At 58.6% G+C, this 13,480-nt stretch carries 7 protein-coding genes and 1 pseudogene; 5 read left to right on the top strand and 3 right to left on the bottom strand.

The window, feature by feature from the left end; translation table 11 throughout:
* The first annotated feature begins 22 nt into the window (after window positions 1-22).
* Window positions 23-2,464: a Tex family protein gene (locus ACR0LD_RS17080; protein ID WP_480638169.1), complete on the top strand. Its 2,442-nt coding sequence runs from the start codon at window positions 23-25 to the stop codon at window positions 2,462-2,464.
* 21 nt (window positions 2,465-2,485) lie between these two features.
* Here ACR0LD_RS17080 and ACR0LD_RS17075 read toward each other — a convergent pair whose 3' ends face one another.
* Window positions 2,486-3,760, bottom strand: a complete 1,275-nt coding sequence (locus tag ACR0LD_RS17075; protein WP_480638167.1) for a replication initiation protein — start codon at window positions 3,758-3,760, stop codon at window positions 2,486-2,488.
* A 582-nt stretch (window positions 3,761-4,342) separates the two neighbouring features.
* Between ACR0LD_RS17075 and ACR0LD_RS17070 the strand changes: the two genes are divergently transcribed.
* From ACR0LD_RS17070 to ACR0LD_RS17055, 4 genes are all read left to right on the top strand, one after another.
* Entirely contained in the window at window positions 4,343-5,728 is a 1,386-nt protein-coding gene (locus tag ACR0LD_RS17070) for an AAA family ATPase (RefSeq protein WP_480638166.1), read from the top strand.
* Entirely contained in the window at window positions 5,721-6,788 is a 1,068-nt protein-coding gene (locus ACR0LD_RS17065; protein WP_480638164.1) for a ParB/RepB/Spo0J family partition protein, read from the top strand. The genes ACR0LD_RS17070 and ACR0LD_RS17065 overlap by 8 nt, the downstream gene beginning before the upstream one ends.
* A gap of 509 nt (window positions 6,789-7,297) precedes the next feature.
* The gene (locus ACR0LD_RS17060) at window positions 7,298-10,444 is read left to right on the top strand and encodes an adenylate/guanylate cyclase domain-containing protein (RefSeq protein WP_480638163.1); all 3,147 of its coding nucleotides are present in this window, start codon (window positions 7,298-7,300) and stop codon (window positions 10,442-10,444) included.
* Window positions 10,445-10,599: 155 nt separating this feature from the next.
* Complete coding sequence (locus tag ACR0LD_RS17055) at window positions 10,600-11,520, top strand: hypothetical protein (protein WP_480638161.1); 921 nt, start codon at window positions 10,600-10,602, stop codon at window positions 11,518-11,520.
* A gap of 18 nt (window positions 11,521-11,538) precedes the next feature.
* Here ACR0LD_RS17055 and queF read toward each other — a convergent pair.
* Window positions 11,539-11,915, bottom strand: a pseudogene (queF, locus tag ACR0LD_RS17050) (preQ(1) synthase).
* 93 nt (window positions 11,916-12,008) lie between these two features.
* A complete protein-coding gene (locus ACR0LD_RS17045) occupies window positions 12,009-13,472 on the bottom strand; it encodes an aldehyde dehydrogenase (RefSeq protein WP_480638159.1) in 1,464 nt (487 codons plus the stop codon).
* Between the last annotated feature and the right edge of the window lie 8 nt (window positions 13,473-13,480).

Here is a 13,480-nt window from a genome sequence, read left to right as displayed (position 1 = left end):
GCCCGGGATCAATCGCAACTGAATGCGCATTTTGACCCAGTTTGCGCAAAACCGCGCATATGCCCGTATTTTCAGCCCGCCGACGATACGCGACGCCTTTCCCTTGGCGCGGGCGCTGGCTAAGACGGTTCTCCAACCCGAGATCAAGGAGGCCCCGTTGGACCGTATCGCCCGCACCATCGCCACGGAAATCAATGCCCGCCCCGAACAGGTGGACGCAGCGGTCAAGCTGCTGGACGAAGGCGCCACCGTGCCCTTCGTGGCGCGCTACCGCAAAGAGGTGACGGGCGGGCTGGATGACAGCCAGCTGCGCACCCTGTCCGACCGGTTGGCCTATCTGCGCGAGCTTGAGGCGCGGCGCGAGACGATCCTGAAATCGATCAAGGATCAAGGGAAGCTGACCGACGATCTGGCCAAATCCATTGCCCGCGCCGAAACCAAGGCACAGCTGGAAGACATCTACCTGCCCTACAAACCCAAGCGTCGCACCAAGGCGATGATCGCGCGGGAAAACGGGCTGGAGCCGCTGGCCGACGCGATCCTGGCCGACCGCAGCGCCGACCCCGAAGTTCTGGCCCAGGCCTATGTGACCGAGGCCGTGCCCACCACCAAGGACGCGCTGAATGGCGCGCGCGACATCATCACCGAGCGTCTGACCGAAAACGCCGCCCTTCTGGGCGAGCTGCGCAGCTTCATGCAGGCCGAGGCGCTGCTGACCTCGAAGGTGATCGAGGGCAAGGAACAGGAAGGCGCCAAGTTCAGCGACTATTTCGACCATGCCGAGCCCTGGGCCAAGGTGCCTTCGCACCGGGCGCTGGCGATGCTGCGCGCCTCGAAAGAGGGGATCGTGACGCTGGACATCGCCCCCGACCCGGAAACCGGCGCCGCCCGGGCCGAGGCGATCGTGGCCGCCCATCTGCAGACGCGCAGCGACGGGCCGGGCGATGCCTGGCTGCGCAAGGCCGCAGGCTGGACCTGGCGGGTAAAGCTGTCGCTGTCGATGATGGTCGAGCTGATGGCCGATCTGCGCAGCCGCGCGCAGGAGGAGGCCATTCAGGTTTTTGCACGCAATCTCAAGGACTTGCTTTTTGCCGCCCCTGCCGGACCTCGCCCCACTCTGGGGCTGGACCCGGGCATCCGCACCGGCGTCAAGGCCGCGGTGGTGGACGCGACGGGCAAGCTGGTGGCGACCGACACGCTCTATCCGTTCCAACCCATGAACGATCTGCGCGGCGCACAGGCCACCATCCTGAACCTGATCGCCACCCACAAGGTTGAACTGATCGCCATCGGCAACGGCACCGCCAGCCGCGAGACCGAGCGGTTGGTGGCCGACACGCTGAAACTGCAACCCAAAGGGGTGCGGGCCCCCACCAAGGTCGTGGTGTCCGAGGCCGGGGCCTCGGTCTATTCCGCTTCGGAACTGGCCGCGCGCGAATTTCCCCATCTGGATGTCTCGCTACGTGGCGCGGTATCGATCGCCCGCCGCCTGCAGGACCCGCTGGCCGAGCTGGTCAAGATCGAACCCAAGAGCATCGGCGTCGGCCAGTATCAACACGACGTCGATCAACACCGGCTGAGCCAGTCTCTGGAGGCAGTGATCGAAGACGTGGTGAACGCCGTGGGCGTCGATCTGAACACCGCCTCGGCGCCGCTGCTGGCCCATGTCTCCGGCCTGGGTCCCGGTCTGGCCGAAGCCATCGTTGCGCATCGCGACCTGAACGGCGCGTTCCGGTCGCGGCAGGATCTTCTGAAGGTCGCGCGCCTCGGCCCCCGCGCTTTTGAACAATGCGCGGGCTTTCTGCGCATCCGCGACGGGGATGAGCCGTTGGACGCCTCGGCCGTCCACCCCGAGGCCTATGACGTGGCCCGCCGCATCGTGCGGGCCTGCGGCCGCGACATCCGTCAGATCATGGGAAATGACGGTGCGCTGCGTGGTCTACGCGCCGAACAGTTCGTCGATGACCGCTTCGGCCTGCCCACGGTGCGCGACATCTTTGCCGAGTTGGAAAAGCCCGGCCGCGACCCGCGCCCCAGCTTCGTGACCGCCAGTTTCAAGGAAGGTGTCGAGGAGATCACCGACCTCAAACCCGGCATGATGCTGGAAGGCACCGTGACCAACGTCGCTGCCTTTGGCGCCTTCGTCGATATCGGCGTACATCAGGACGGGCTGGTGCATGTCAGCCAGCTGGCCGACCGGTTCGTTAAAGACCCGCATGAGGTGGTCAAGGCTGGTCAGGTCGTGCGCGTTCGTGTGGTCGAAGTGGACGTGCCTCGCAAGCGGATCGGGCTGAGCATGCGCAAGGATGGCGGGGCTTCTGCAAGGCAAGATCGCGACGTCAAAGGCCAGAACACGCGCGAAAAGAATAAAGGCGTCCCGAAACTACAACGCGCAAAATCTGCCCATAATGCGCAGCACAGCGCGATTGGGGATGCGCTGCAAAATGCACTGAAGAATCAATAAGCCCCCTGCCCCGCCTGAGCCTCAGGCGGGGGTTTCCGTCTGGAACGCATCGGGCTCCAACTCCTCCCAAAAGGCGAAAATGGCGTTGGCGTTCAAACCTGATCGCCATCCGTGTTGCCGGAAATTCTCTCGGTCTAGCTCGTCCGACAAAGTCGACATGAACAAGCGTTTGTCGGCATCCCGTTGAGTGGGGTTTCGCCGCGAAACCAGATCTTCGACGATGGCCAGCTTGCGGGCACGCTCAGCACGTTCTGCCACCCGCGCGGCATAAGCTTGATCTTCGCGTGCCTTCTCTTCCTCCCGCTGCTTGGCTGCGGCCAGCGCCTCGGGACTGGGCGGTTTCACTGTCTCTGCCGCGGGGGCCTTGTAGTCATCGCGCAAGGCGGCCGAAAGATATCCCAGCGTTGATTTCACGTCCCCCTGCCCGGCTACATAGTCCAGCTTCTGCTGAACGTAATCCTCACCATGCTCAGATATCCACTGACGCGCCAGCCGATCGGACACCCCTTGTTTGCGCAAGGTTTTGTAGACCGCCAGGTTGCGCACCCCATCGCTGTCGTCGATCTCGAACATTGCCTTCTGCGGGTTCGCCTTGATCAGGAACCGAATGTCGGTGACTCTGCGGCCCTTCTTGCGGAACTCGGGCTCGATCAGAATATCCGAGCTTTTGTTCACCTCGACCACTGCGGGTTTGATGATCTTGGCATTCAGGTGTTTGAAGCTCGTGTAATAGTCGCTGCCGTCCACACCCATCAACTTGCGGAACACCTCGAGCGTCCACCACCCGGTCGACCCGGTACGGACGAAACGATAACAGTTTTCATACAAGGCCAGCCCGTGCCCCGAGCTGAAATTGCGCTGGATATGCACATTGATCAACGCATAGATCTTCGGATCGTACAGCTTCTGCGCCAAGGCCGGAGAATAGGCATATTCGCAGATCCCGCCCTTGAGCTTGGCGAAACTCAGCAAGGACGACACGCCCCACTCTTGTCGACCTTTTTCATCGAGCATGTCCCATTCGGCCACTGTCTCGGCAAGCGCTCTCAGGCTGGCGCGCAATGTGTCGAAGTCGTTCGAGTTGTAGCCCACCATCATCGCCAGGGTGCGGGCATCGATCGTATGGGTCTGCGCCGTGGTCAGTGAGTCGTAGGCATTGAGAAGCAACACATTGGAAAGCTTTCGCTGCAACAGCGTCAGCTTGCCGCTGATATGGATCGCGGCCACATTTTTTTTCACCGTTTCCCGACGCAAAGCGCCTGAGAGGTGATCCATGTCCAGTTGTGTATCCGGCATGATTCTGCCCGGCTGCTCGTTTCCAAAGTTTGTGACACAAAAGGTACCCATGGATCAACTGAATTTGGGTCCCCATATACAGGATGGAGCGAATCCCGTAGACAGGTACCTATCCGAATCGGCGACCCAGTTATCCACAGAAGCCGGGGCCAATTGTTTCACACTTGGAGTCGTGACCCGCGTAGGCGGCGATCAACGCACTTGGATTAGACCCTAAATAGCCCACGATAGAGCCGAACCGCGAATCGGTGCCCTTCTCCCCGGATTCGGGACCCTTTGATCCTGTATAAAGGTCCCTTTTAACCCGAAGCCAGGAACCCTTGGTCCTGTATCCGGGTGCCGATGCGACAACAAATATATGATTTATTTATGTTTTCTGTCGTCAAAGAATCTAAAACCCTTAAAGAAAATAAACTCTTTGGTGTGCCCTTTTCTGAGAATAAATGCCGGTTTCGTCGCGAAACCGAACTCTTCGGCATTCTTCTGTGGAAAACTGCTCTTTCGAGGATAGCGCAGAAGGAAAATGTTCGGTACATTTCCTGATATACGCCGGAAAGGCGAACATTATTCGAGGCATCGACAGTGACAAAATCTAAACAACCTGCTCTACCGCCGTACTTCAACCTGGATCCGGCCAAGGCTGCATCAAAGTTACCCGATCCTATCGGGACATCACGATTCGCAAAAGCTGCAACCTTCTGTGCCAAAGGGCGCGAAGATCTAGCCCGCCGCGGGTATGCGCCCGATGGCGAAAAGCGCCTCCGCCGGTTTTCGATTTGGGAGATTACCAAATACCTGATCCCGGTGGCTCCGGCCCACCTGCGCCGCGTCCTCAAGGCAAATCCTGACCTCCCGCAAGGCGAAGGCGAAGCAGGATCGAAATGGTTCACCCTCGAAGAAGTTCTGACCTTGAGGCGCCATTTCGCGGCCGAAGGTGTAAGCACCAAGGAATACCTGCCCTACCGGCCGGAAAATCTGCCGGCAAAAGTTGTTGCCGTTGCCAATTTCAAAGGTGGCGTGGGCAAGACGTCCACCGCTGCTCATCTGGCAATGTCGGCCGCGTTGGACAGTTATAAAGTGCTGGTGATTGATCTTGATAGCCAGGGATCCATGACGTCGATCCTGGGTGGTCGCGTCGCGGATGAATGGCAGACAGTCTTCCCCTTGATCGCAAAAGACTATGCGCGCGCGGTTCAGGAAGAGAACAGGGTCCGCGCCGCTGCCGGTCAACCCGAAATCCCATTGGATGAAACTCTGCAAGAGGCACTGAGAACCCAACCTCAAGATGTCATCCAGAAGACCCATTGGCCCAACATTGATCTCATTGGTGCTCAACTGAACCTCTATTGGGCTGAATTTCAGATCCCGGTCTGGCGGATGGGCCTTCGCAGTTGGCCGCTGTGGGACGGGCTCACCAACTTTTTGCAGGACGAGGCCGTATTGAATGACTACGACATCGTGTTCCTCGATACTCCTCCTGCACTTGGGTACCTAACGATCAATGCGCTGGCCGCAGCGGACATTTTGCTGGTGCCGCTCGGAGCTTCATTCCTGGAATTTGATTCCACCGGGCGCTTCTTCGACATGCTCTACACCACATTCGCCAGTATCGAGGATGGCGAGAACGCGGCACAAAGGGCAGCTGGGTTGCCCGAACTCAAGTTCGAATGGGATGTCGTGCGCGCGATCATCACCCGGTTCGACGCCAGTCAGCAGACGGACATGGCAAACGTGATCCAGGCGTATTTCGGTGACTTCATGAACGCCTATCGGCAGGATTACACCGCTTTGGTGGGGCAGGCCGGAGAACAGGTGAACGGAATCTATGAAGCGGACTACCGTGACTTTAACCGCGACACCTATGTCCGGGGACGAGAAACCTTCGATCGAACTTACGCGGAATTCAAAGAAGTGTTGATCGGGTGTTGGTGGCGCGACGCCCAGATGGGAGGACAGGCAGATGGCTAAACGCAGAAGACTGACGGCGCCGGATGCGGCGGAACTTGAACAACTCGAGGCTGGTTTCGCCGCGAAACCCTCGATCAGCCCGTTCGAGGCCAACCCGTCAACTCCGCCAATTGCGCAGGTCGCGGCCGAGGCCGCGACGCTGAATGGCATGACAGCAGTGACCGACCGCGCAACCCTTGCAAAAGACCAAGGCGACGCTGCGCGTTGGCGGGATGCCCAGGACGCGGGCTTGGTCGCAGAGATGGTGCCCATCGATCAGATCGACGCCGATTTCTTGCGGCGCGACCGCATGGTCGATGACGAAGAGGCAATGTTCGAACTACTGGAATCTCTGCGCTCCAACGGGCTGCGGACGCCGATCGAGGTGACCAAAACCGGGGATGGCTATGGTCTGATTTCGGGCTATCGCCGGTTGGACGCCTTCCGACGCTTGGCCGGCGGGGACCCGAAATTCGCCCAAATTCCTGCGTTCGTGCGGCAGGCTGGCGCAGGGCAGGGCGCGTATGTTTCGATGGTCGAGGAGAACGAACTTCGATCAAACCTCAGCCCGTATGAACGTGGGCGCATCGCTGTCCTCGCTGTGGGGCAGGGTGTGTTCCCGTCGACCGAAGCCGCCGTGGATGTTCTGTTCGCCGCAGCCTCCAAGGCCAAAAGGTCCAAGGTCCGCAGCTTTGCCGTGGTTCACGAAGCCTTGGGCGACTTACTGCAGTACCCGGTTGCGTTGTCGGAAAAGGCAGGTCTCAGGATTGCCGCGGCTATCCGGGATGGCGCGCAGGCCAAGCTGAGGGAGGCCTTGTCCCGGGGTGAGGCCACGGACCCGAAATCGGAACTGACCGTGATAGAGGCTGCGTTGAAAGACGCGCCTGCACCGACTCAGGAAAAGCCGCGTGGGGGCCGCCCGAAACAGATTCAACGGCTGCCTATTCAGACGCTGCCCAAAGGCGGAGAATTGCGAGCAGAGGTATCGGCGGGCGAATTGCGGATACATCTTCGCGGCCGGACTCTGAGCGTAGACGAAGCCGCGCGGTTGTTGGAACGGCTAGTTGAGCATTTGGGCTGACCATTTTTAACCATTGGTTTGGCCTGTGCTTCCACCGGCCAAACCTTCCTGTAAACAGGTACCTTTCCGCAACTTCCCCTGTAGTATGCAAAAAGGCATAATTATGATCATTATGACGGACGCTCGGTTTGTTTCCAATACGCCGGCGTTTGACCATTTTGACGCCGAACCGCCACCGCTATGAGTAGCGGAGAGACAGACTGAAACTTGGGTAGTGTGAACGTCGGCTGGGCCAATTCTGGCTGGATGCGTTCTTGATTGAATCCCGCTTGGCCCGAAGGTGCATTTTGCCAGCCAGTAGACGCAAATTCCGACTTGGGATAGGTTCGTGTTGGGGCGACAATGCGGGCGTTCTGCATTGCATTGGCAATTAATACGCAACGCGCTGACTATAAGGGCCGGCATACGGTCGGACATATTTTAGCTTCGTCAGAAACCAGGTCTCTCTGACTGACGCCGATTGGACAAAAGGCAAAGCACATTGAAGTAATTTCGACCGAGGACTGAAGATGGCTGACATCAAGGCGTGGTTGGAGAAGTATTCCCTTGAGAAGTACCATGGTGTGTTCGCCTCGAACGCGATCGAATTGGATGTTCTTGCCACCCTCACAGAAAATGACCTGGTCGAGCTTGGACTGAACCTCGGGGATCGCAAACGCATGATGCGGGCGATCGAGGCGCTTCGCTCGGATCAAGGTGGCGTTTCACATTCCGAGAATGCTCTCACGTCATCGCAAACTGGGCCTCACGCGCCTCAACCCACGGCATTGGAGGGTGTCCCCGAGCGCAGGTATCTGACTTTGGTCTTTGTCGATCTCGTTGGATCGACTGAATTGTCCAGTCATCTGGATCTTGAGGAGTACCGCTCCGTTCTGCACGACTATCAAGCCCTTTGTTTTGATGTCGTGACCCGGCACCAGGGGCACATTGCCCAATTCATCGGAGATGGAGTGGTTGCTTATTTCGGTTATCCGACGGTCGAAGAGAACGATGCGGAAAGGGCTGTTGCCGCCGGACTGGAAATCTGCGGCTCCATTGGTCGTATCAAACACGGCAAGGGTGAGGTCATCGGGGTTCGGGTCGGGATTTCTTCCGGGGAAGCCGTGGTTGACAATCACTCGACTTTGGGAGGTCTGGTGGTCGGTGAGGTGCCGAATTTGGCGGCCCGTATCCAGGAACTGGCGGACCCTGGGACGGTCGCCATCAGCGAGCACACCAAGCTGCTGATCGGGAGCAACTTTCGCTGCGAGTGGAAGGGGAAGCAAAGCCTCAAGGGGTTTGAGAACCCGATCGGCATCTGGAAAGTTCTGAGTGCGGAAGAGCCGATGCTGCGGTTTCAGGCGCGTCCCGGAGTTCAAGGCTCGCCCTTCGTCAACCGGGTCGATGAGGTCGCGACGATCAAGAAGCATTGGCAGGCCGCACTGAATGGAGAAGGGCAGGCGGTGATGGTTTCCGGTGAGGCCGGCATCGGAAAATCGCGTCTTGTCGAGGAAGCGACCCGCGGATTCGAAGAGCAACAATATCTGCGGCTTGGGTTCCAATGCTCGCCCAACCACGAGCGAAGTGCCCATTTCCCGGTTCTCAGCTGGATCAGCCACATGGCCGATTTCCGCAGAACCGACTCCGACCAGCGGAAGCTGCGCAAACTCAGGCAACTGTTTCAGGAATGGTCGGAGGTTCCGGAAGACTATCTTCCTTTGTTTGCCTATGCCATGTCGTTGCCGGTGGAGGCCGAGGAAGACCTGCTGAAACTGCCCTTTGACCGGCTCAAGCAGCAGTTTCAGGAGGCCTTGGTGCAGACCGTTGCTGCGCTGGCGCGGCATCGACCGGTTCTGTTGCTGTTTGAAGACCTGCATTGGATCGATCCCTCGACTGAGGAAATCATCGCTTTGTTGATCGAGCGCTTCAGGTCCATGCCCGTCATGATCATGTGCACGTTCCGCCCGTCCTACCATCCACCGTGGGAAGGCCGGGAGGGTGTCGTCCCGCTGACGATTTCCCGCCTCGACCGGGACCACGTCCACCAGATGCTGGATGCGCTTTTGCATTCCAAGCAAGTGACACAGACCATGAAAGACCGGATCGCGAACAGGACGGATGGCGTCCCTCTGTTTGCGGAAGAGATGGCACGAATGATCCAGGACGGGTTCTTCGACCAGACGGACGCGTCCGCAATGCAGATGCAACAGGCACTGCCATCGACGCTCAAGGAACTGTTCTGGGCCATGTTCGACCGGCTGAGCACGGCCCGCGATATCGTGCCGGTCTGCGCCGCCATTGACCGCAACATCCTGCCTGCGATGGTCAGTTCGGTCAGCGGTCAATCGTACGAGGCAACCCTGCGCATGTTGGACGAGTTGGTCGAAGCGCAAATATTGGTGCGGCGCGGGGTCAATATGGGAGGTGCCTATGCGTTCCGCCACGCTTTGATACGGGACGCGGCCTATGACCTGATGTTGCCCAGTCGGGCGCGGGCGGTGCACAGCCGGATCGCCGAGGTCCTCGACACTTCGTTCAGTGACCTTGTGGGTCAGAACCCTGAATTGCTGGCCCAGCACTATGCCCGCGCGGACATGCCCAAACAGGCCCGGGACGCGTGGCGCCGGGCGGCAGTCATCTCGGGCGAGCGATTTGCCAACGAAGAAACCATCCACCATCTCAATGAAGCCTTGACCGAGAACGACAAAATCACCCCAAGCCCCGAACGGGATCGAGAAGAGATTTCGCTGCGCAAGATGCTGAACGTGGCCCTCAGTACCAGGGCGTTCGGGTCGAAAGAGGTTTTGGCCAATCTGGACCGGTTCCGCCACCTGCTTGACCGTTCCTCCGCCAGTGTGACGGATGCGTTTCTGGCCGTGCATGTGCAGTTCGGTGCTCAGTTGACTCTGGGCGATCCGAGGGGCGCGTTGGCTTTGTGTGATTACCTGGAGGAGGTCGCACGGCGCGCGGAAAACCCGACGATGGAGGCGCTCGCGGCGCACAATATCGGCATGAGCAACTTCATGCTCGGCCGTCTGGAGGTCGCCATTTCTGCTTTCGACCGAGCGATTGCGTTACGCGGGGCAACTGATCCGGACGATCTGCTGAATTATCACGAGGCAGACATATACTTGGTTGATCAGGCGATGCGGTGCTGGGCCGTGGCGCTGCAAAGCGGAGACGGCGAAACGTTTCGCGCCGAGCTAACGGAACTGGCTGAGCGGATCAGTCGTGAACCACACGATTTCACGCGTTGCTACGGGCTGAACATCCTGGCGACCATCTATCAGATATTGGGCGACACAAGTGCATTGCTGAATATGGTCAACCGGGCTCTCGAGATCAGTGGGCAACGGGAGTTCCACTACTGGGATGCCTGGGGCCGCATCCTGCACGGCTGGGCGCGGGCATCAGAAGGTCACCCTGCCGAGGGGATCGCCGAGATCTCGGCCGGGATCGACGCCTATGTTGATACAGGTTCAACTCAGATCGTTCTCTACGCTCAGACGTTGCTCGCAGACGCGCACTTGATGGCCGGAGAGATCGCTGAAGGCTTGAAGGTGATCGAACTTGTGCGAGCGGGTGAGAAATCCTGGAGTGTCCGGTACCAGCTCCCATTCACCGACCGGGTCGAGGCGGCCTTGCGCAATGCGCAGTCCGAAGTCGCAATGAAGTGAACCACCCGGTTCGACGCAGTTTTTACGCCAGGTTTTTGGTCTGGACATAACTTCAGCCGAACTGCCGAAAGGTGCGATTATTGAAACATATACGAAAATTTGATAGTGTTTGATGGCATTGTTTCGATTTTTAGATCAAAAAACTGGGGATAATCATGTTCAGACTTAAGGCTTTAGGCGTTTCAATTCTTGGCGCAGCGATGGCGCTTGCAATCCACGGACCAGCAAAGGCCCAGGAGATTTTGTCCGAAGACGGAACCGTAAAATTTGAAGATGGGATACCGCAGTACTCCGGCGGCACCGAGTTGTTTACCTTTCAGTATCATCAAATCGTGGATGAAAATGATCCTGAGAACCTGCTGTTTTCAGCTGACCGTCAGTTGGTTTCCTTGAATCCCGTTGAACTTTTCCGTGAATACGGAGACTCCACGCGGGTTTTGGAGGCCCCCGGAATGTCGGCGCTTATGGCGCAGTCTTTGGAGGGTGGTTTTGCGTCGTCCTTTTCGGACATGGTTCTGACGGAACTTGCGGTGCTGCAGAAAAATTGTGTCGTCAACGGTGCTCCGATTCAAAGTGCCACCATCAAGCCGGTTTACAGCGTTCTAAGGCTTCACACGAACCCGATTAGAACAAACGCCGTGCTGAACATTTTTTCGTACAAATTGCTGGAATGCAGTGAAGACGGAGTTGATATTTCCATCCCGCTCAAGCGCCGGTGGGTCATCTCGATTGGTTCCGGGTTGGAACAGGGGCCGATCGACAAGACAATCGGCGGGGTCCAGATGACCTACAAGATGTTCGCGCAGGGTAAATCGATCAAGCTGATGGCTTATTACTCCAATCTGACACTGCATGGCGAAAGATGGGGACCGAATATGCGTCTAATTTCCGGGTTTGACCAACTCGGCAATGTCGACCCCAGAAACAAGTACTACACTCCGAAGGCCGCAAGTTGCCTTGATATCGACTTCAAGAACAAGCCGCCGAATGATGTTGACGTTTGGTCTGTTGCGCCCAGCGACATGAGGTTCTGCGCCCGTGGGTGCATCCCCGGAGATGTCAGCGCCACCAAGTAAGGCTGCTTCTGTTCAGGGTTAACCAAACGCAGACCCCGCGCCTGTTTGCCAAGACAGGTCGATCGGGATGCCGCCACGTGGATACCAGTGCCTTCCAATCCGCAACCACCGCTGCGTCGGAAACCTGACCCGGCGCCGGGCAATGGAAACGGTGCAGTTCTCTTGGAAGGAGCCGTGGTTTCGGAACGATCCCAGGAACAGTTTCAGCGACTTCGACCTGACAAGCCAGCCCCCCGAATTCAATCGATCACCAGATGACCATAGTCAGCCTGTCCATTCATCGGGCAGAGCGAAGTGAATTCGGGCGCGGTGAACCTCACGCACTATTCGAAATCGGCTTGTGGAATCTGAACCCTTGTTTTGCAACTCGAATACGCTGCAACCGGGATGCGCAGTGTGTAACGGTGGGCAAGCTACTGCCAAGCCGATCTGTTTCGTGGTCTCTGAGTTTCCTGCCGAGTTTTACGCATTTCGAGGTGGCCGGCGGGTCAGCGCATGACAAAAGGATCAGGAATAGGGTCGTCGCTGGTGCGCAGCCAAACGGACTTGATTTTGGTGTAGTCCAATGCAGCCTGCAGCCCGCCCTCGCGCCCATGCCCCGACAATCCATGCCCCCCAAACGGAGCGATCGGACTGACTGCGCGGTAGGTGTTGACCCAGACAATGCCGGCTCGGATTGACCGAACCATCCGATGGGCCCGCGTGAGGTTTTGCGTGAACACGCCCGAGGCCAGGCCAAACCGGGTATCGTTTGCGATCGCGATGGCCTCATCCTCGGTTTCGAAGGAAACGACCGACAGGACGGGGCCGAAGAATTCGCGCGTCATGCAATCAGCATCGCGCGCCCGACTGCAATCCAGAATGGTCGGTGGAAAGTAGAATCCCGCGCGATCAAGTGGCTGGCCCCCGGTGATCAATTGCGCGCCTTGGGCCTGCGACCGGGCGACAAGTTCGGCGGCCCAATTCTGCTGCCGCTGCGTGCACAGGGGCCCGACTTCGGTCGCCATATCATCCGGTGCGCCGATCACGACCGCTTCGGCCTTTTGCCGCAGACGGTCCAGGACCGCGTCCTTGATCGATGCCTGAACCACAAGCCGCGACCCGGCAACGCAGCTTTGACCCGACGCCGCGAAAATTCCGGAAACCTGAGCGTTGACCGCACTGTCCAGATCCGCATCCTCGAACACGATAAAGGGCGACTTTCCACCCAGCTCCAAAGAGGTAGACGCCAGATTCTCGGCCGAGTTTCGCACGATATGCCGAGCCGTTTCCGGCCCACCGGTAAAGGCGACATGGGCAATTCTTTCGTGCCGGGTCAAGGCAGCGCCGACATCGGGCCCACCCGTCAGAACATTCAGAACGCCTTCGGGAAACCCGGCCTTGTGAAAGATCCGCGCGAACTCCAGCATTGGGGCAGGGGCCACTTCCGAGGCCTTCAGCACCACTGTGCAACCGGCCGCTAGGGCCGGGCCGATCTTGACCGCCGACAGGAACAATTGTGAGTTCCAGGGCACGATCGCCGCGACAACCCCCACGGGTTCTCGCCGCAGCCAAACTTCCATATCTGGCTTGTCGATGGGCAAATGGGCGCCTTCGATCTTGTCCGCGAGGCCCGCGTAGTAACGATAGTAATCCGCAACATAGGCAATCTGCGCCGAGGTTTCGCGGATGATTTTTCCAGTGTCGCGGGTTTCCAGCTCGGCCAGTCTGGGTGCGTTTTCAGCGATCAGATCTGCCAACCGGTATAGCAGCTTGCCCCGCGCGGTTGCGGTCAATGACGCCCATTCCGGGGATCTGAAAGCCTTGTCCGCTGCCATCACGGCCTGGTCCACATCAGCTTGGCTGGCGGCGGGCATCTGCGCCCAAGCCTCACCTGTGGATGGATCAACACTTTCGAACCAGGTGTCGCCATCGCGGAAAGTGCCGCCGATATAGTTCTGAAACCGTTGCATCCCGAATT

Source organism: Ruegeria sp. BF8, from assembly GCF_056538625.1.
Note: the sequence above shows the minus strand (reverse complement) of the source record. Positions and strands in the feature narration are given on the sequence as shown.